The 18,925-nt window shown below is 71.1% G+C and carries 13 protein-coding genes and 1 pseudogene; 4 read left to right on the top strand and 10 right to left on the bottom strand.

Going from position 1 to position 18,925, the window contains the following annotated elements; all coding sequences use genetic code 11:
* Nucleotides 1–371 precede the first annotated feature (371 nt).
* Nucleotides 372–3,338 carry a beta-galactosidase gene (locus tag ACH4UM_RS06200; protein WP_398174300.1) on the bottom strand — a complete coding sequence of 989 codons (2,967 nt, stop codon included), beginning with the start codon at nucleotides 3,336–3,338 and terminating at the stop codon, nucleotides 372–374.
* Nucleotides 3,339–3,685: 347 nt separating this feature from the next.
* On the opposite strand from ACH4UM_RS06200, the gene ACH4UM_RS06195 reads away from it, so the two are divergent.
* Both ACH4UM_RS06195 and ACH4UM_RS06190 read left to right on the top strand, forming a co-directional pair.
* A complete protein-coding gene (locus ACH4UM_RS06195) occupies nucleotides 3,686–4,336 on the top strand; it encodes a DUF4360 domain-containing protein (RefSeq protein ID WP_398174297.1) in 651 nt (216 codons plus the stop codon).
* Nucleotides 4,337–4,459: 123 nt separating this feature from the next.
* Nucleotides 4,460–5,905: a hypothetical protein gene (locus ACH4UM_RS06190; protein ID WP_398174294.1), complete on the top strand. Its 1,446-nt coding sequence runs from the start codon at nucleotides 4,460–4,462 to the stop codon at nucleotides 5,903–5,905.
* 30 nt (nucleotides 5,906–5,935) lie between these two features.
* Here ACH4UM_RS06190 and ACH4UM_RS06185 read toward each other — a convergent pair whose 3' ends face one another.
* The 8 genes and pseudogenes from ACH4UM_RS06185 to ACH4UM_RS06150 all read right to left on the bottom strand — a co-directional run bounded on the left by ACH4UM_RS06185 (nucleotide 5,936) and on the right by ACH4UM_RS06150 (nucleotide 15,883).
* Complete coding sequence (locus ACH4UM_RS06185; protein ID WP_398174291.1) at nucleotides 5,936–7,687, bottom strand: pyridoxal phosphate-dependent aminotransferase; 1,752 nt, start codon at nucleotides 7,685–7,687, stop codon at nucleotides 5,936–5,938.
* Between the two features lie 288 nt (nucleotides 7,688–7,975).
* Nucleotides 7,976–8,409 (bottom strand): annotated as a pseudogene (locus ACH4UM_RS06180) (galactose-1-epimerase); the annotation flags it as partial.
* A gap of 65 nt (nucleotides 8,410–8,474) precedes the next feature.
* On the bottom strand, nucleotides 8,475–9,719 hold the full coding sequence (gene mmsB / locus ACH4UM_RS06175) for a multiple monosaccharide ABC transporter permease (protein ID WP_398174288.1): 1,245 nt from the start codon (nucleotides 9,717–9,719) through the stop codon (nucleotides 8,475–8,477).
* On the bottom strand, nucleotides 9,716–11,266 hold the full coding sequence (mmsA, locus tag ACH4UM_RS06170) for a multiple monosaccharide ABC transporter ATP-binding protein (RefSeq protein WP_398174285.1): 1,551 nt from the start codon (nucleotides 11,264–11,266) through the stop codon (nucleotides 9,716–9,718). Before mmsA ends, mmsB begins: the two co-directional genes overlap by 4 nt.
* Nucleotides 11,267–11,307: 41 nt before the next feature.
* A complete protein-coding gene (chvE, locus tag ACH4UM_RS06165) occupies nucleotides 11,308–12,417 on the bottom strand; it encodes a multiple monosaccharide ABC transporter substrate-binding protein (RefSeq protein ID WP_398174282.1) in 1,110 nt (369 codons plus the stop codon).
* Nucleotides 12,418–12,570: 153 nt separating this feature from the next.
* Nucleotides 12,571–13,539 carry a hypothetical protein gene (locus tag ACH4UM_RS06160; RefSeq protein WP_398174279.1) on the bottom strand — a complete coding sequence of 323 codons (969 nt, stop codon included), beginning with the start codon at nucleotides 13,537–13,539 and terminating at the stop codon, nucleotides 12,571–12,573.
* A 179-nt stretch (nucleotides 13,540–13,718) separates the two neighbouring features.
* Complete coding sequence (locus tag ACH4UM_RS06155) at nucleotides 13,719–14,723, bottom strand: zinc-binding dehydrogenase (protein WP_398174276.1); 1,005 nt, start codon at nucleotides 14,721–14,723, stop codon at nucleotides 13,719–13,721.
* On the bottom strand, nucleotides 14,720–15,883 hold the full coding sequence (locus ACH4UM_RS06150; RefSeq protein ID WP_398174273.1) for a mandelate racemase/muconate lactonizing enzyme family protein: 1,164 nt from the start codon (nucleotides 15,881–15,883) through the stop codon (nucleotides 14,720–14,722). Before ACH4UM_RS06150 ends, ACH4UM_RS06155 begins: the two co-directional genes overlap by 4 nt.
* Before the next feature lie 215 nt (nucleotides 15,884–16,098).
* Here ACH4UM_RS06150 and ACH4UM_RS06145 point away from each other — a divergent pair, with 215 nt between their 5' ends.
* Nucleotides 16,099–17,103: a hypothetical protein gene (locus ACH4UM_RS06145; RefSeq protein ID WP_398174270.1), complete on the top strand. Its 1,005-nt coding sequence runs from the start codon at nucleotides 16,099–16,101 to the stop codon at nucleotides 17,101–17,103.
* A gap of 53 nt (nucleotides 17,104–17,156) precedes the next feature.
* On the opposite strand, the gene ACH4UM_RS06140 is transcribed toward ACH4UM_RS06145, so the two are convergent.
* Complete coding sequence (locus tag ACH4UM_RS06140; protein ID WP_398174267.1) at nucleotides 17,157–17,600, bottom strand: MarR family winged helix-turn-helix transcriptional regulator; 444 nt, start codon at nucleotides 17,598–17,600, stop codon at nucleotides 17,157–17,159.
* A 111-nt stretch (nucleotides 17,601–17,711) separates the two neighbouring features.
* On the opposite strand from ACH4UM_RS06140, the gene ACH4UM_RS06135 reads away from it, so the two are divergent.
* Nucleotides 17,712–18,734, top strand: a complete 1,023-nt coding sequence (locus ACH4UM_RS06135) for an NADP-dependent oxidoreductase (protein ID WP_398174264.1) — start codon at nucleotides 17,712–17,714, stop codon at nucleotides 18,732–18,734.
* The last annotated feature ends 191 nt before the right edge of the window (nucleotides 18,735–18,925 follow it).

The following is an 18,925-nucleotide window of genomic DNA, read 5'->3' as shown; positions in this document are numbered from 1 at the left end:
TCGCTTCGGTGGGAAAGGTCACCGCGCCGCCGTTCCGCGCGCGCCCGCGCAGTCCATCGCTCACCCCTTCCGACCGCCGCCCGTGCCGGGGCAGTCGTTCGAGACTACGCGTTCGGAAGTGTTCGCGTCATGCGATCCGACGACCGTTGTTCAACGGGTAACGACCGTTGTGCAGGCGGGTTCTTCCCGGGCCGTCCCCCCGGCGCTCACGACTGCCCGGAAGTCCGGTGCGGCCCATTGGCGCGCACGCGCCTCGATCTCACGGTCCCGTCCGACGTCACGAGTGGATGACGGCATGCCGAACGGCATACCGAACGAAACAGGAGGGTCCCTGGAACGTGATCCGGCTCGGGTGGCCGTGCGGGCCGGGCTCAGCGGCCGGGGGAGGCGACCGGGGCCACCGGCACCCCTCCGGCTGCGCTGCCCAGCAGCGTCAGCCGCACCTGCCCAGGGCCCGACGGCGTGGTGAACTCCGACAGGACCGCCAGGGCCAGGGTGTTGGCGCCACGGGTGCGCAGGATGCCGTTCGGCAGCACGAAGGTGTGCTGCGGGCCGACGTCGTTGACGTACTGGCCCATGTTCCAGCCGTTCAGGAAGATCTGGGCGCGGTAGGCGCGGGACGGGTCGTCGTCCAGCGTGAGCCCTATCGAGGCGTCGACGTCCGGGTCCACGGCGAGCCGGAACGTGGTCCGGTACCAGGTCACACCCTGGCGGCGGCCGGCCCGCGGGAGGGAGACGGCCTCCCAGTCGTGGTCCGGGAAGCCGGGCAGGTGCCAGCCCGCCCGCTCCCCGAACAGACCGCCGTTGTTCAGCGGCCCGCGCACCGGATCGGGCTCGGCTTCGCCCTGGATGCGCCACCGCACCTTCGGCGCGCCCCCGGTGAAGGCGACCGCCGTCAGCCCGCGCGCCGCCTTGTGCGTGTCCTGCGCGCTGCCGTCCTGGTCGTGCGCCATCCGCCGGACCAGGACCGACAGCACATGCCGCCCGGAGGTGCGCAGCCGCCTCGGCACCGGGAACTCGGCCGTGTCCGCCCAAGTGCCCCTGCCGATCGTGCCGCTGTCCGGCACCGGCATCCGGTGCGTGCCCAGCGGCTTTCCGTCCAGCCAGGCCATGAGCAGGCCCTGCGTGCCCGTGCTGTGGGCGAGGGAGACCGACTCGATGCCGGTGGCGTCCGTGAAGGCACCTCGGTACCAGACGTCCCCGTAGTGGAAGCCGTAGTCGTCGGCGAACAGCACCGGCTGCCCCTTCGGGACGGGTGTCGTGCTGTACGAGGACGTCTTCCCGGCGATCTGCCAGGCGGAGTCGTCGAAGCCGGGCGCGGACTCCGGGTTCTCGGTGCGCGTCCGCCAGCCGCCGAGCGCGGGCAGCTCCACCCGGGGCACGCCGGGCAGCGGGGCGGCGGCGCGCAGACTGCCGGAGCCGGTCACGCCGGTACGCATCGCGGTGCCGTTCCACTCCATGGCGTCGATGCCGCGCGGCCCCCACACCTCCAGGCCGGTGGCCCCCACGGTGTCGCCGGTGAGGCGGACGGTGGAGTCGCGCAGGGTGGCGGTGCGCAGCAGCGCGGGACCGTAGACCAGCAGGGAGCCGGACGGGGTGTCGCAGGGCCACAGCCGCACGGAGGTCGCCTCGTCGGCGAAGAGCATCAGCAGCGGCCGGTCGATCCCGTCGCCCTCCACCCGCACCCCGACCAGCCCGCCGGCGCCGAGCGGGACGGTCACGCGCAGCAGACCCTGGTCGTAGACGTACGCGGCCTGCTGGCTCAGCCGGGTGACCAGTGGCTCCTGGTCGGACTCCAGGACCACCTGCGCCAGGTCCCCGCGCCGTCCGCAGAACACGGCGACGTCCTGCCGTCCGGCGGTCATGAACAGCATCGGCTGCGCGGTGGCGTACCGCAGCCTGCGCCGGCCCAGCGAGAGCCCGGCGACGATCAGCCGGGCGTCCTTGGCCGGCACGGTGACCGGCAGTTCGTCGCCGGCGGCGGGCAGTGTGGAGGAGACGTCCTCGTCGCCGTCGTTGCGCAGGACGTAGACGTGGGAGCCGGTGTCCGGATTGGTCAGGTGGTAGGTGGTGAGCCCGGCCGCCTTCACCTCCGCGGCCCGGTCCAGCTTGGCGAAGTCGGGTACACGCTGCAGCATGTGCCCGATCTGGTGCATCGGCGCCAGTTTGCCGGTGGGGCGCCGGCCCTCGTCGAAGGCGGCCCCGTAGTCGTACGACGTGTAGACGACCGGCGCGGGCAGCCAGCCCCAGGAAGTGCCGCCGTAGGTCATGTAGACGTTGTGCAGGGTGATGCCGTTGGCGAGGTTGGTCAGATGGAAGCGCCGTTCGTACGCCGCGTCCCGGGTGCGCCGCGCCTCGGCGTATCCCCCGCCCCTGAAGACCGGCCCGCCCCACGGGTCGGGCCGGCCGCCCCCGAACTCGGGCACGAAACCGGGCGTGCGGGGGCTGGCACTCGCCCCGCCCGTCCTCCCGCCCTTCCCGAAGTGCCCCCAGTCCGGCGGGTTCCGGGACGGCGAGGGGGCGCCGTCGAAGCCGTACAGCCACCGTCCGTGCTCGCCGCCGGTGTCGAAGGAGCCGGGAACCCAGTGGCCGCCGGGGCCCTTGTCGTTGTGGAAGAGGGGGACGTCGACGCCGTCGGCGCGGACCTTCTTGTACAGGTGCGCCATGTAGTCGCGGCCGGTCGCCTCGTCGGCGTGCGCGTCGTACTCGTTCTCGATCTGGTAGAGCAGCACGGTGCCGCCGCCCTTGGTGAACAAGTGCCGGGCGGCGATGGCGTCCACCCGCGTCAGCCACTCGTCGACGTGCTTCAGATACGCCGGATCTGCGGTGCGGGCGGCGCCCGCGGTGGCGGTCAGCCAGCCGGGGAAGCCGCCGCCGTCGACCTCGGCGCCGATGTACGGACCGGGGCGCAGCACGACGTAGAGCCCGGTCTCGGCGGCCATGCGCAGGAACAGGTCCAGGTCCCGCACGCCGGTGAAGTCGTAGTGGCCCGGCGCGGGGGAGTGGTAGTTCCAGGACACGCAGACGCTGACGGCGTTGTAGCCGTACGCCCGCATCTTCTGCAGGACGTCCCGCCACAGGGAGGGGCTCGGCAGCCGGAAGGGGTGCATCTCGCCCGACCACAGCACCAGCCGCCTGCCGTCCACCAGCAGCGAGTAGTGGTCGAAGCCGACGGTGTGCCGCTGCCCGTCGGCGCCCGGCGGCGGGGGCGGCGGGCCGGTGGGCACCGAGCGCGCGGCGTAGGCCGACGGCGCCCCCGGTCCGCCACTGCCGCCCAGGGCCAGTCCGAGCGCGGCGGTGCCGGCGAGGGCGCTGAATGAACGTCTGCTGAGCGCCAAAGGTGTGCCTCCCGGGCGGCGATCTTACGGGGCGCGGGTGCCGTCATTCTCCACGGGGCCGGGCCCGGCCCCAGGGGGTCCTCGACGGCCTGCGCCGCGCGGGCCCGGCCGGCCGGCGCAGCGGGGATCGCGTCCACCCGCCCCGGGGCCCCGGTGTGAATGGCCGGAGAGTGACCTTATCGAGGCCCTGGCGGGTGCGTACGATGCGACCGCTCCCCGCCTTCACAGCGCATTCATGGTTCCTCCACAGGCAGGGAGCGCATGCGCCTGCCTGCGTGGCATGTGCATGGCGGCACAGGCATGACGCACATGCGTTCCTGCACCCCCCACCGAACGGATGGAGAACCATGGCCGGCGGACTTCTCATGAGCGGCGCGATCGCCGCGCTCCTGACCACCGCGCTGCCCACGCAGCCCTCGTCCCCGGTGGTGACCGACCCGCCCCCGGACAAGATCGTCATCGATGTCGCCACGGTGAACGGCTCCGGCTGTCCCCAGGGCACGGCGGCCGTCGCCGTCTCCCCGGACAACACCGCCTTCACGGTGACCTACAGCGAGTACCTGGCCCAGGCCGGCGGCAACTCCGACCCCACGGCGTTCCGCAAGAACTGCCAGCTCAACCTGATCGTCCATGTGCCGCAGGGCTTCACCTACGCCGTCGCCAGCGCCGACTACCGCGGCTTCGCCTCGCTCCAGTCCGGCGCGACCGGCACGCAGAGAGCCTCGTACTACTTCCAGGGCTCCTCGAACACGGCGTTCAAGAACCACCCCTTCAACGGCCCGTACAACGACGACTGGCAGGCCACCGACAGCACCGACTGGGCCCAGCTCGTATGGGCGCCCTGCGGGGTCCTGCGCAACTTCAACATCAACACCGAACTGCGCGTGAACGCGGGCAGTTCGGCGCCCGGCAAGGTCAGCTTCATGACCATGGACTCGACGGACGGTGACATCAGCACGGTGTACCACCTGGCCTGGAAGGAGTGCCCGAAGCCCTGACGCGGAACCAGGGGGGCGGCCCTGCGGCGGCCGCCCCCCTGCGGGAAGCGAGGCAACCAGAGGGCCCCCGGAACGGTCTGATGTGACATGGGTCCACGGTGGGTGAGCGGGAGACGGCGATCGGTGGCGAGCGCGGCCGTGGCGTGCGCCGTGGCCCTGGTGGCGGCCGTGGTGTGGGCCGCGGCCCGGCCGGCGGCCGGAACGGACGGAACGGGCGCGGCGCACCGGGCGCACACGACGGCGTCGCCGGCCCACCGGTGGACGCCGACACCCACGCCGGTCTCGGGCAAGGGCCTGCTGACGCTGCGCTCCGCACCGAACGTCTTCTACCTGCCGCGCTACAGCCCCTACGACGTGGCGCCCTACGTGCCCGACTACGACATCGCCCTGGCGGCGTCCAACGCCTCGCCCGGCGGGGGATCGGGAGCCGTCGGCAAGGTCGAGGTGGACCTCGACCTTGCCGCCTTCGAGGGGAAGGCCGAGATCCGGCACGTACGGAAGGACTACGGCTGTGTCCGCACCGGCTTCCACGTCAGGTGCGCGCCGGGCGACGTCAGGTTCGGAGGGTTCACCGAGTTCGTACCCTTCTCCCTGCTGCCCAGGCCCAACTCGGCTTCCGGACCGGCCGGAGTGATCCGCATGACCGTGCGCGCCGCCAACGCGCCCGCCGTGCACCACACCACCCGCCTGATCGTCGGCATGCCGTACCTCACCCTGCGCCAGGACAACACGAAACTCACCGGCGTGCGCCCCGGCGACGCGATGCGGCTCACGCCGGCCTTCGGCAACAAGGGGGACACCGGCGTCGACGGCGGCATCAGCGTTGTGGTGAGGGCGCAGAGCGCCACCCTGCCCCTGCGGTACGCCAACTGCCGTTACGACAAGGCGGTCGGGGCGACCCAGGCGCAGTGCGACTTTCCCGGGCCGCTGCCCGCGGGGGCGGCGTACGAGACCGACGGCCCGGTGACCGCCCTGGCCGACCGGACCGCGAGGAGCGGGCTCGTGCAGTACAGCGTGTGGCGCACCGTCGACATGAGTTACCTCTCCAGGCTCCCCGAGTCGGCCCCGCGTGGCACCGGTGCGCCGTTGCGGCTGCGGCCCGTGGACGGTGGCGCCTTCACCGGGGACGAGGCGGACCGCAGCGAGGTGGCCTCCGGCGGCCGGCTGAGCTTCGAGACCACGCAGGTCGACGACGTGGCCGCGGTCGGCTTCACCATCAAGGGCAAGGTGGGCCGGACGGCCGACCTCACCGTGCCGTATCCGAAGGGCGACGGCTGGCCCGGGCCCGGCGGGCGGGGCACGCTCTGGGTCACCCTCCCGCCGGGCGTCAGCCTGGTCGAGGTGCCCCCGGAGGAGCACGAGAGCGACATCCCGTACTGCTACCCGAGCCCGAAGAAGGACGGCACCGTCGCTTGCCCCGGCCCGGCGCCTGCGGGCACCGGGCTGCGTGTGCGCATCGACAAGCGGGTCGAGGGGGCGCGCGGCAGTGTCAGGGTGACGTCCGACTCGGCGCTCGACCCGAATCAGGCCAACAACACGGCCCCGGTGACGGTGGAGTACCTCCCCTGAACGCCGTGCGCCGGCCGAGCCGGGTGCGGGTCAGCCCGCCTGCCCCATCCCCGCCGCGTTCGGCCAGTTCTGCGGGCTGGGCCAGCCCGTGGCCGGGGCCGGGGTCAGCCCGGCGGCGCCGGAGGGCGGTGCCGTCATCCCGCGTACCTGGGCGGCGGTGAGGCCGCCGCGAGCCGGGACACCGGGCGGAGTGGGACCGGTGGTGGCGGCCGGCGCGGGCACCGGAGCCGGCATCGGCATCGGCATCGGTACGGGCGTGGGCGCGGGTACCGGGGTCGGCATGGGCGCCGGCATCGGAGCCGGGGCCGGCATCCGCTGCGCCGCCGGGGCCAGGGGCTGCATGGGCGCCGGCGGCGGGGTGGGCGCCGGTACCGGCGCGGGCACCGGTGCCAGGGGCTGTGCCAGGGGCTGGGGCGCGCCCAGCTGGGCTGCCGCCGGCATCGGCATCCCGGCGCCGCCCGGCTGCGCCGCGGGCGCGCCGGAGGCGGTGGCGGGGAGCGGCATGCCGGTGCCGGCGGCCGGCCCCGGAGCGGGACCGGCCGCGGCGGCCTGAGCGGCCAGCTCCCGCATGCCGGCCCCGTTGGTCTGGCTCACCAACCGGTCCACTGCCGCCGTACCCGAGCTGTAGTTGGTCCCTGTACTCAGCTCGGGTACGGCGGCTCCCCTCCTGGTCCCGTAGAGCACCTGTTCCATGGCGGACACCAGGCGACGCACGTCCACCTCGGGGCGCACCACGAGTCGCAGGAAGCGGCTGGATGAACCGATCTTGTTGCCGCACTCGCGGACCAGGACCCGGTGCTCGGTGAGCAGCCGGTCACGGACCACGGTGCCTTCGGCGCCCAGGGGGAGGCGCACGAAGAGGAAGTTGGCCTGGGACGGGTAGACCGTCAGGCCGGGCAGCGCGGAGAGATGGCTGGCCATCTCCAGGCGGTCGCGGCGCACCTGCTGAAGGCTCTGCTGGTACTCGGCGCCGTGCTCCCTGAGCATGAAGACGACGTGCTCCGCGAAGGAGTTGAGGTTCCACTTCGGCAGCATCGAGCGGATCCGGCCCGCCAGGGCCGGGTTCGCCACCAGGTAGCCGAAGCGGACGCCGTGCAGGCCGAAGTTCTTGCCGAGGCTGCGCAGCACGACAACGTTGGGGCGCAGCATCGCCTCCTGAACCACACTCGGGTCGGCCTCGGCATCGGCGAACTCGAGGAACGACTCGTCGATCACGACCAGGTCCAGGTCGGCCATGGCGTCCATGAACTGCACCACCGCGTGCTTGTGCAGAAAGCCGCCGTCGGGGTTGTTTGGGTTGCAGATGACCGCGACCCGGGTGCCCCGCTTGCGGATGAAGTCCGCGTACTGCGCCAGGTCCAGGGCGAAGCCGCTGGACTCCTGCAGCGGGAACATGTCGACCCGCTTGCCGGTCTCCATGGGCTGGTCGGTCCAGCGGCCGAAGGCGGGGACGGGGACGGCGAGGGACTCGCGGACCATCAGATGGTCGATCCAGGTGATCAGTTCCGTGGAGCCGTTGCCCATCGCCACGCACTGCGGGGGCAGTTGCAGCAGTTGGCACAGCTCGGCCGTGATGGTGTCCGCGCTGGACGGGTAGTACGTGATGATGTCCCGCAGCCGCGCCGCCATGTCCTGGAACATGGCGGGCGTGGGGAAGTAGGGATTGCACGGGATACAGAAGTCCACCGGCCCGGCCCCGTCGCCGCTCTCCCGCGCCAGCGCCGCCATCGACGGGCTGTGGGCCGCGGTGCCGCGGAACAGCGAGGTGACGTTGTCGGCCATGGAACCTCCGTATGGGGCGGTCCCGGCACGGTCACTGCCGGGCCCGTCGTCTTTGGGTGGCCCGTGCGGGGGAGCACGGGCCACCCATGGGTACGGAGGCGGCGGTGGCGCTGTTCAACTCATGTGTGGGAAGTGTGTCTTCCGGGTAGGGCGCAGACTCACCCGCCGAACGAGTGGATCGTCGTCGTCCGGCACGTCTGCCCCGGTCGCAGGGCATCACGGCCGCGCCCGAGCACATCGCCGCCCTGCACGACCCGCGCTCCGGCCGCACCCTGAGGATCGCCACCGACCGGCCGGGCCTCCGTGCCAGCTGCTGACGCCGTCGTTGACGGACAGCTGGAAGGTCGTGCCGTCGAGGGTGAACCGCCCCTTGCCGATGCGGTTGCCGTAGCGGCCGATCAGGGCGCCGAAGTACGGGGTCCTGGCCACGTAGCCGCCGATGACGCCGAAGCCCAGGACGACGTTCCCGCGGTGGCCGCGCCGGTCGGGGATCTCCAGGCTCTGCAGGATGCCGCCGTAGGAGAGGACCTTCAGCCGGGTGCCGCCGTTCTCCAGGGACCAGCGGTAGACCTTCGTGCCGTCGGCGAGCCTGCCGAAGAGCTCCCTGACCGGCGTGCCGCCTGCCGCGGCCGAGGCGGGCGCGGCCCCGGCCGTACCGCCCGGCGGGGCCGCGGCGACACCCGCCGCGGCCCCGCGATCACCGTGCGTCTGTTCAGTTCCATCGCACCCCTTGAACTGGGGCGTTGCGACGACCACTAGAACGGAAGCCGGATGGGGCCCTACCGACTTACGAACCGGACTTGCGCTTGTTCCACACGTCGAACCCGACCGCCGCCAACAACGCCAGGCCCTTGATGACCTGCTGCCAGTCGGTGCCGACGCTGAGGAGGTTCATGCCGTTGTTCAGCACGCCGAGGACGAGACCGCCGATGATCGCGCCGAGGACGGTGCCCACACCGCCGCTCATGGACGCGCCGCCGATGAACGACGAGGCGATCGCCTCGAGTTCGTAGTTCACGCCCGCCTTCGGCGAGGCCGCGTTCAGGCGGGCCGCGACCACCAGACCCGCCAGGGCCGCGAGCACGCCCATGTTCAGGAACACCTGGAAGGTGACCCGCTTGTCCTTGACGCCGGACAGCTTCGCGGCCGGCAGGTTGCCGCCGATCGCGTAGATGTGGCGGCCGAAGACGGCGTTGCGCATCACATAGCCGTAGCCGACCACCAGGGCGCCCAGGATGATCAGCACGATCGGCGCGCCCTTGTAGCTGGCGAGCAGCAGCGTGACGACGAGGACCGCGGCGACCAGGGCGACGAGCTTGAGCGCGAACAGCCTCGCGGGCAGCACGTCGAGGGCGAACTCCTGCTGCCGGCGCCGGTCGCGCACCTCCTGCCACACCACGGAGGCGACGAGGACGATGCCGAGGAGCAGGGTGAGGTTGTGGTAGTTGGTGGCCGGGCCGACCTCCGGCAGGAAGCCGTTGCCGACCTTCTGCAGTCCGTCCGGGAACGGGCCGAGGGTCTGGCCCTTGAGCAGGATCTCGGTCAGACCGCGGAAGAGCAGCATGCCCGCCAGGGTGACGATGAACGACGGTATGCCCAGATAGGCGATCATGAACCCTTGCACGGAGCCCGCCGCCGCGCCCACCAGCAGGCACAGCACCACGGCTACCGGCCACGACACGTGGTGGCTGACCGTCAGGGAGGCCGCGACCGCGCCGACGAAGGCGGTGAGCGAGCCGACCGAGAGGTCGATGTGGCCCGCGATGATCACCAGCATCATGCCGATCGCCAGGATCAGGATGTAGCTGTTCTGCAGCACCAGGTTGGAGACGTTGCGCGGCAGCAGCAGGTCCCCGCCGGTCCAGATCTCGAAGAGGACGACTATCAGACCGAGCGCGATCAGCATGCCGTACTGGCGCATGTTGCGGCGCAGTCCGTTCACCATCAGCTGGAGCAGGCCCTCGCCCGTGGCCGCTCCGCCGCCGCCCGGCGACGCGGGGGCCGGGGTCTTGGCGGTCACATCCGTGCTCATCGCGTTACCTCTTTGTCCTTCGTCATATGACGCATCAGCACTTCCTGGGTGGCCTCGGCCCGCGGCACCTCACCGGTCAGCCGCCCCGCGGCCATCGTGTAGATGCGGTCGCACATGCCGAGCAGCTCCGGCAGCTCGGAGGAGATGAAGACGACCGCCTTGCCCTGGGCGGCCAGCTGGTCGATGACGGTGTAGATCTCGTACTTGGCACCCACGTCGATGCCGCGCGTGGGCTCGTCCAGGATCAGCACGTCCGGACCCGCGAAGATCCACTTGCTCAGGACGACCTTCTGCTGGTTGCCGCCGGACAGCTTGCCCACCGGCTCGAAGACGGTCGGCGCCTTGATGTTCATGGACCTGCGGAAGCCCTCGGCGACCTGCCGCTCCTCGTGCTCGTCCACCAGACCCCGCCTGGCGACCTTCTTCAGCGCGGTCAGCGAGATGTTGCGGTTGATGGTGTCGATGAGGTTCAGGCCGTAGTGCTTGCGGTCCTCGGTGACGTACGCGATGCCGTGCCCGACCGCCTCGGCGACTGTCCTGGTGCGGATCTCGGTGCCGTCCTTGAGGACCGTGCCGGCCGCGTACCGGCCGTAGGTGCGGCCGAAGACGTTCATCGCCAGTTCGGTGCGCCCGGCGCCCATCAGTCCCGCGATGCCGACGATCTCCCCGCGCCGCACCTGGACCGAGACGTCGTCGACGACCTTGCGCTGCTGGTCGATCGGGTGGAACACGGTCCAGTTGCGGATCTCCAGCGCCGGGGCCGCACCCTCCTCGGGATGGTGCGGGGTGCGCTCGGGGAAGCGGTGGTCGAGGTCGCGGCCCACCATGCCCGCGATGATCCGCTCCTCGGTGGTCCGAGCGGCCTTCACGTCCAGCGTCTCGATGGTGCGGCCGTCGCGCAGGATCGTCACCGAGTCGGCGACCTTGCGGATCTCGTTCAGCTTGTGGGAGATGATGATCGAGGTGATGCCCTGCTTCTTCAGATCCAGGATCAGATCGAGCAGTTTGCCGCTGTCCTCGTCGTTGAGGGCGGCCGTCGGCTCGTCCAGGATGAGCAGCTTCACGGACTTCGACAGCGCCTTGGCGATCTCCACCAGCTGCTGCTTGCCCACGCCGATGTCGCAGACCCGGGTCTCCGGGTGCTCGTCGAGGCCGACGCGGCGCAGCAGCTCGGTGGCGTGCCTGAGGGTGTCGTTCCAGTTGATGAACCCGCGCCTGGCGTGTTCGTTGCCGAGGAAGATGTTCTCGGCGATGGAGAGATACGGCACCAGCGTCAGCTCCTGGTGGATGATGACGATGCCGCGGTGCTCGCTCGCCCGGATGTCCCTGAACCGGCAGACCTCCCCCTCGAAAAGGATCTCGCCCTCGTAGGTGCCGTGCGGATGGACGCCGGAGAGCACCTTCATCAGGGTGGACTTGCCGGCGCCGTTCTCGCCGCAGATGGCGTGGACCTCGCCCTGACGAACCGTCAGGGTGACGTCCGACAGCGCCTTGACACCGGGAAAGGTCTTGACGATCGAGCGCATTTCCAGGACGGGTCCCGCCATGGTCGTGCCTTCCAGTCAGTTGCGGTCGGTGGATGCGGCGTTCACTTCTTGAGCTCGGCGTCCGTGTAGTAGCCGCCCTTGACGAGGACTTCCTCGTAGTTGTTCTTGTCGACGCTCACCGGCTGCAGCAGGTAGGCGGGGACCACCTTGGTGCCGTTGTTGTAGGTCTTGGTGTCGTTGACCTGCGGCTTCTTGCCCTTCAGGGCGTCGTCGACCATCGTCGAGGCGACCTCGGCGAGCTTGCGGGTGTCCTTGTAGACGGTCTGCGTCTGCTCGCCCGCCATGATCGACTTCACCGAGGCCAGCTCGGCGTCCTGGCCGGTGATGACCGGCAGCGGGTTGCTCTTGGAGCCGTAGCCGTCCGACTTCAGCGCCGACAGGATGCCGATGGAGATGCCGTCGTACGGCGACAGCACCGCGTCGACCCGGCCGCTCTTGTACGAGGAGGTGAGAATGTCGTCCATGCGCCGCTGGGCGGTGGCGCCGTCCCAGCGCAGGGTGGTGACCTGGTTGAGCGCGGTCTGGCCGGACTTGACGACCAGCTTCTTGCTGTCGATGTACGGCTTGAGGACGCTCATCGCGCCGTTGAAGAAGTACTTGGTGTTGTTGTCGTCGTTGGAGCCGGCGAACAGCTCGATGTTGAAGGGGCCCTTGCCGCTCTTCAGGCCGAGCTTGTCGACGATGTAGCCGGCCTGGAGCTCGCCGACCTTGGTGTTGTCGAAGGAGGCGTAGTAGTCGACGTTCTTGGTGCCGAGGATCAGCCGGTCGTAGGCGATGACCGGGATCTTCGCGTCCGCCGCCTCCTGCAGCACGTTGTTCAGGGACTTGTTGTCGATGGCCGCGACGATCAGGCCCTTGACGCCCTGGGTGATCAGGTTCTCGATCTGCGAGACCTGGGTGTCCGGGTCGTCCTCTCCGTAGACCAGCTTGGTCTGGTAGCCCTTGGCCTTGAGGTTCTTCACGACGTTGTTGCCGTCGGCGATCCAGCGCTCGGAGGACTTGGTCGGCATCGCGATGCCGATCGTGCCGCCCTTGGTGCTGCCCTTGTCGTCCTTGCTGCCACCCGAGCTGTTCTGCCCGCAGGCGGTCAGGGTGAGGGCGAGCGAGGCGCCGGTGGCCAGTGCGGCGAGTGCGGCTCTGCGGTTGCGCATGATCATCATCCTTGATGTGTGTGCGGGTCGGTCCGGGCGGTGCGGAGGGCGCTGTGCGGGATGGTGCGGGTGGTGCGGGGCGGTGGACCGAGAACGGTTGTGTTGGATTGTGCGCGACTGTGTCGTCTTCTGTGAAGCTCAGTTTCCGGAACGTTATGCCGGAGTTTCGAACCGGCTCAGCGCACCCGGCAGCCGGGAGCCGAGCGGCGCCATTTCCCGGGCCGCTCCAAGGCGCTGGAGCAGGTCGAGTGCGAGCCGGCCGCGCCGCACCCGTTCCCGGGTGGTGGCCAGGGTCAGTTCGCGCAGGTGGTGGCCGTACGGATAGATGCCGGGCGCCTTGGACAGGCCGAACTTCAGATAGAGCGGCGCGCCGCGCCGGATCAGCTCGGCGACCTCGTACATCCGCACATAACCGCCCAGGTCGTCGGGGGCCTCGATGTACATGTCCATCGGGGCTGCCGAAACCCGCCTGATCTCGGTGAGGTGATCGAGCGTCAGGTCACCGGGGACATTGACCGAGTCGGCGCCCAGGCGCTCGAAGACGGCGTACGACGCCGGGTTCACCGGTCCGATCAGTGCGGACACCTTCAGGGTGGTGCCGGCGGGGATGATGCCCGCCGCGCGCGCCCGGTGCAGCGTCCACAGCACGCCCTCGTCGGCGACCAGCAGGCACTGGACGCCCAGCTCCGTCGCGCGCACGGCGTCCTCGACGCACCCGGCGACCGCGTCGTGGCCGCGGGCCCTCAGGCCCGCGCCGCGCGAGTCGGAGCGCACCGAGCCGCCGATGTCCCAGGTGCCGCGCGGGCCGGTGAACAGGCAGAGTTCGATGTCGCGTTCACCGGTGGCCTCGACCATCTCGGTGATCTCGGCGTCGCTCAGCATCCACACGCCGCTGCCCTGGCTGATCCGGTGGATCGGGACGTCGAGCCGCGAGGACTCCTTCAGGACCACCGCCAGCGCCTCGGGTCCCTCGCACGAGGGGATCTCGGTGCGCCACCGGCCGCCGCCCGGGAAGGTGTGGGGCGAGGCGTCTGCGGGGTCGAGGGCGGGGGCGCCGAGGCCAAGAGTGGTGAGCGCCTGCTCACCGGGCCTGCGCGCCGCCGTGGCGGAAGTGTCGGTCACAAGTCGTCCTTCGTGTTTCGGCGTGTCATCATGTTCGATATTTCGGACACGGTTCGCGTCTTGGGGTGTGCAAAAGACCTGGTGTACGCCGGTCACGGCACTCGAGTGTTCGTTCGCCTTCGGGGCGCGCCCCTTCGGCTCACCCGCGGCCGTCAGGTCACGCCGTGACCGGCGTACGTTCAGGGGCGGAGCAGAACCTTGCCCACCGTCGGATCCCCGGCCCCGACCAGATCGATGGCCTGCGAGAAGGCGGCGAGCGGGAGTTCGTGGGTGACCAGCGGGAGCGGGTCGAGCAGCCCGGCCGCGAACACCCGCACCGTGTGCGCCCAGGCGTCCGGCGGCGCCCCGAAGACGGTGTGCACCTCCAGCTGCCGTACGACCAGTTCGGTCGGGTCGAGCCCCGCGGCGCCCGGCGCCGGGATGCCGGTCAGGACCAGCCGCCCACCGCGCCGCAGCAGTGCGGCGGCGGTGCGGGCCGCGTCCGCGGACCCGGCGGTCTCGATGACGACGTCGAAGTCCCCGGGGAGGGCGGCGTCCCTGGTGCCAAAGCCGGTGGCCCCGAACCGCCGGGACAGCGCCTCCCGGTCACGCCGCGTCCCGACGACCAGCAGCTCCGCCGGCGAGATGGCCCGCAGGAACTGCGCGGTGAACATCCCGAGGGTGCCGGTGCCGACCACCGCGACCCTCTCACCCGGCCGGGCGTTCGCCTTCAGCGCGGCGGCGGCGATGCAGGCGGCCGGCTCCAGCAGGGCCGCGGCGGTCAGGTCGGCGTCCTCCGGCAGGACGTGCAGCAGCCGGGCCGGCAGTGTGAGCGTGCCGGCCATCGCGCCGGGCTGGGTGAAGCCGGTCTCCTCGTACCCGGCGGTGCACAGCGTGGTCTCGCCCGCATGACAGCGGTCGCAGACCTGGCAGTTGCGGAATCCCTCGCCGACCACCTTCCGGCCCACCAGGCCCTCCGGCGCCCCGGCGCCGACCGCCCGCACCGTGCCGGACCACTCGTGGCCCGGGGTGAGCGGGTAACGGACGTAGCCCTCGGGCCGGTTGCCCTGGTACACCTCGCGGTCACTGCCGCAGATGCCGACCGCGTGCACGGCGACGAGTGCCTCGCCCGCTCCCGGCTGCCGCGGAGTGTGCTCCGCGAGCCGGTGCGCGCCCGGCGCCTCGACGACGACCGCGGTGCTCACTTCCCACCCTTCGGCCTGCGTGTCTCCCAGCCCTCGGCCCACAGGTCGAACCGGGCCTGCTGCTGCGGGAACCCGGCGGCGGCGTCGACGTCCAGTTCGACACCGAGGCCGGGCGCGCCGGAAAGGTGGAAGCACCCGTCCTCGGGGTTCACCTGCGGGGCGCCCTTGACCACCTTCTTGATCTCCGCGTCGGCGAAGTCGTTGAAGTGCTCCAGGACCTTGAAGTTGGGGGAGGTGAACCCGACCTGCAGCGAGGCGGCGGTGAGGACGGAGCCGCCGACGTTGTGCGGCGCGACCAGCATGTAGTGGGTCTCGGCGGTCGCGGCCAGCTTCCGGGTCTCCCAGATGCCGCCGATGTGGCCGACGTCGGGCTGGATGATGTCGGCCGCCTGGCTCTCGAAGAGCTCGCGGAACTCGATCCGGTCGTGGATGCGCTCACCCGTGGCGACCGGGATGTCCACCTTGGCGGCGACCTTCTCCAGGGCCTTGAGGTTCTCCGGCGGGCAGGGCTCCTCCAGCCAGGCCGGCTTGAAGGGCGCCATCTCCCTGGCCAGCCGCACGGCGGTGGCGGGGGAGAAGCGGCCGTGCATCTCCAGCATCAGCTCGGCCTCCGGCCCGATCGCGTCCCGCACGGCCTCGATGAGCGAGACGGCGTACAGGGTCCTCTGGTGGTCGAGCTCGAAGTGCCCGGTGCCGAAGGGGTCGATCTTGAGCGCCCGGTATCCGCGCTCCATGACCCCCTGCGCGGCCCTGTGGTACGCCTCCGGAGTCCGCTCGGTGGTGTACCACCCGTTGGCGTACGCCTTCACCTTGTCGGTGACCTTGCCGCCCAGCAGCTGCCACACCGGTACGCCGAGGGCCTTGCCCTTGATGTCCCAGCACGCCATCTCCACGGCCGCGATGCCGGACATCACGATCTCACCCGCGCGCCCGTAGTCGCCGTACTTCATCCGGCGGACCAGGTCCTCGACGGCGAACGGGTCGGACCCGAGAACGTGGTTGGCCTCTGCCTCCCGCAGGTAGCCGGTCAGCGCGTCGGTGTGGCCCAGCATCCGGGTCTCGCCGACTCCCGTGATCCCCTCGTCGGTGTGCACCTGTACGTAGGTCAGGTTGCGCCACGGCGTCCCGACCACGTGCGTGCTGATTCCGGTGATGCGCACGGCAGCCCCTCAGCTGTTCGTGATGGCAGTCTTGTTCGATATTTCGTCATACGTTCGAAATGCTGGCGTGACATTAAGGAGGGGGCGCGGAGGGTGTCAATGGGGTGAACGGGTAACGGATTCGCAAGGCTGTCGAGAACTTTTTCGATCTCCCACAGAACCTTCACGGTGACCCCTAGGAACGTCACCTGCGCGGAACTTACTCTTCCGGCGTCATGAACTACTGCCACCCGTGCCGTCGGCACCTCAACGGCGCCCTGGCCTGCCCGGGGTGCGGGACTCCGGTCGAGAGCCTCCCCGCGTATGCGGACGGGGTGGACGTGCGCGAAGTCCCCACGCCGGTGGCGCAGTTCGCGGGCGGTGCGGCGGAGGATGGCCGCCATGGCGACCAGGGCGGCCGTTACGGCGGCGGGGACGGTCACTTCGGGGACCCCCGCTTCGAGCATGGGGGCGGCGGCTTCGGGGGCGGCGAGGGCCGTTCCGGTGCCGAGGACGGCGTCTTCCGCGGCGAGGACGGCGGCTACGGACGCGAGGACGACGGCGACCTCGGTGACGACGGCGACGGCGACGGCCTCGGTGACGACGGCGACCTCGGTGACGACGGCCTGGAGGAACCGCGGGGCCGCGCGGACAGGCGGCGGTCGCGGGGCCGGGGGCGCGGAAGGGCCGTCGGTGAGAGCCCGGCGGGCGCGGCCGCGAGTCGTCGCGACCGCAAGGCGGCGGCCCACCGCAGGCGGCGCCGCCGGGTGCTGCTGGTCTCCGCGGGCCTCGTGCTGGCGGCGGGCGGCCTGAGCCTGGCCGAACTCGGTGTCGACGCGCCGGGGCTGCCCGGGTTCTCGAGCCCGCGTCCGGCGGAGGCCGGCGCCGCCGCGCCCGACGGTGCCACGGCGTCCCCGGGCAGGGGCGGGACGGCCCGGCCGCCGGGTGACGGGGGCGGCACGGGTACGGGCGCGGCGGACGCCTCCAGGTCGGCGTCGCCGTCCGCCTCTGCGAAGGACAGGAAGCCGAAGCCGGACAAGAGCGGGTCGGGCGGCCCCAAGCCGTCGGCCCCGGCGACGTCGGGCGCGGTCACGGGCACGGGCGGCGGTTCCTCGTCGCAGACGGCCCCGGCGTCCCCACGGCCGACGACCACCGCGACGGCCCGGCCGACGACCTCCGCCCCGGCCCCGCGACCGACGCCGACGCAGACGTGCAAGAGGTTCCTGTGGTGGTGCACGTGAGTGCGGCCCGATAGCGGCGGGCGGCCGGCGTCAGCCGGTCACCCGGCGCCCGCTCAGGCCTCCGCGCCCAGCATCCGCCGCAGCAGATCCCGCAAAGCCAACCGCTCCCCGTCGCTGAGCCCGGCCAGTGGCTCCCGCGCGAACCGCAACCCGTCCCGCAGCTCCCGGGCCACCCGCCGCCCGTCCTCCGTCGCCGCCGCCACCTTCACCCGCCGGTCGGCGGGATCGGGCCGCCGCTCCACCAGCCCCCGCGCCTCAAGCCGGTCCACTATCCCCGTCACGTTCGACGGCTCGCACTTCAGCTTCTGCGCCAGCTTCCGCATCGGCAGCGGCTCCAGCGACAGCAGGCTCAGCAGCCGTGCCTGCGGGCCGGTCAGTGCGTGCTCCCCGGCGGCGTCCTCGTAGTCCTCGTAGAACCGGGCCACCACGTCCCCGATGAGCTCGACGACCTCGGTGGTCAGCGCGTCGGGGCGGAGGGTCTTCGGTGGTGTGGCCATGATGCCCAGGGTACCCCTTTACTTGACATCCTGAAATATTCAGGAGCATGGTTGTTTCAGGTGCTGAAGTATTGTTCCCGCACCGCCGTCCAGCCGAGGAGAGGCGCCACCATGCCCGACACCCCCACACTCCCCGCCGTCAGCCGTGAATGGCACCTGCTCAGCCGTCCGGTCGGCTGGCCGAAGCCCGAGGACTTCGCCCTGGTCGAGGCCGAGCTCCCGCAGCCGCGCGAGGGCCAGGTCCTCGTGCGGAACGAGTACCTCTCCGTCGACCCGTACATGCGCGGAAGGATGAGTGCGGCCAAGTCCTACACGGCGCCGTTCGAGCTGAACAAGGTCATGCAGGGCGGCGCCGTGGGCGAGGTCGTCGCCTCCCGTGCCGCGGGCATCGCCGTCGGCGACCACGTCCTGCACTTCGGCGGCTGGCGCGAGTACGCCGCCGTGGACGCCCAGCACGCCGTCAAGGTCGACCCCGGGGCCGCGCCCCTGTCGACGTACCTCGGCGTGCTCGGCATGACCGGTCTGACCGCCTACGCCGGCCTGCTGCGCACCGCCTCCTTCAAGGAGGGGGACATCGTCTTCGTCTCCGGCGCGGCCGGCGCCGTCGGCAGCCAGGTCGGCCAGATCGCCAAGCTCAAGGGCGCCTCGCGGGTGATCGGCTCCGCCGGCTCCGACGAGAAGGTCAAACTCCTGGTCGACGAGTACGGCTTCGACGCCGCCTTCAACTACAAGAACGGCCCCGTGGGCGAGCAACTGCGCGCCGCCGCCCCCGACGGCATCGACGTCTACTTCGACAATGTCGGCGGCGATCACCTGGAGGCCGCCATCGGCTCCCTCAACCAGGGCGGCCGGATCGCGATCTGCGGCATGATCTCGGTCTACAACAACACCGAGCCCGCCCCCGGCCCGAAGAACCTGGCCCGCCTGATCCAGACCCGCGGCCGCATCGAGGGCTTCCTCGTCGGCGACCACTACGACCTCCAGTCGCAGTTCGTCCAGGAGGTCGGTCCCTGGGTGCGCGACGGACGGCTGAAGTACCGCGAGACGGTCGTCGAGGGCGTCGAGAACACCCTGGAGGCCTTCCTCGGTCTGCTGCGCGGTGACAACACCGGGAAGATGATCGTCAAGCTCTGACTGACGGCTCGTTCGCCGGTGGGCGCCTCGCCGGTGCCGGGAGGCCGATCGTGCTCAGCGATTCGCGCCTCCGCGCTCCCCCAAGCTCTTGACGAGAAGGGGGGACCCCCATGTCCTCTCGGCACCGTCGCGCCCCTTCGGCTCCCTCGCGGCCGGCGCCGGGGGTGACGTGCTGTGGGTGGGCCCTGGCT

This window comes from Streptomyces sp. NPDC020801 (assembly GCF_044334385.1).
Lineage (GTDB): Bacteria > Actinomycetota > Actinomycetes > Streptomycetales > Streptomycetaceae > Streptomyces.
Note: the sequence above shows the minus strand (reverse complement) of the source record. Positions and strands in the feature narration are given on the sequence as shown.

Coding starts and splice junctions, on each gene's coding strand:
- ACH4UM_RS06140 (WP_398174267.1), bottom strand. CDS start 17,600: ATGGCCACACCACCGAAGACCCTCCGCCCCGACGCGCTGACCACCGAG.
- mmsA (WP_398174285.1), bottom strand. CDS start 11,266: ATGGCGGGACCCGTCCTGGAAATGCGCTCGATCGTCAAGACCTTTCCC.
- ACH4UM_RS06185 (WP_398174291.1), bottom strand. CDS start 7,687: ATGGCCGACAACGTCACCTCGCTGTTCCGCGGCACCGCGGCCCACAGC.
- chvE (WP_398174282.1), bottom strand. CDS start 12,417: ATGCGCAACCGCAGAGCCGCACTCGCCGCACTGGCCACCGGCGCCTCG.
- mmsB (WP_398174288.1), bottom strand. CDS start 9,719: ATGAGCACGGATGTGACCGCCAAGACCCCGGCCCCCGCGTCGCCGGGC.
- ACH4UM_RS06135 (WP_398174264.1), top strand. CDS start 17,712: ATGCCCGACACCCCCACACTCCCCGCCGTCAGCCGTGAATGGCACCTG.
- ACH4UM_RS06145 (WP_398174270.1), top strand. CDS start 16,099: ATGAACTACTGCCACCCGTGCCGTCGGCACCTCAACGGCGCCCTGGCC.
- ACH4UM_RS06195 (WP_398174297.1), top strand. CDS start 3,686: ATGGCCGGCGGACTTCTCATGAGCGGCGCGATCGCCGCGCTCCTGACC.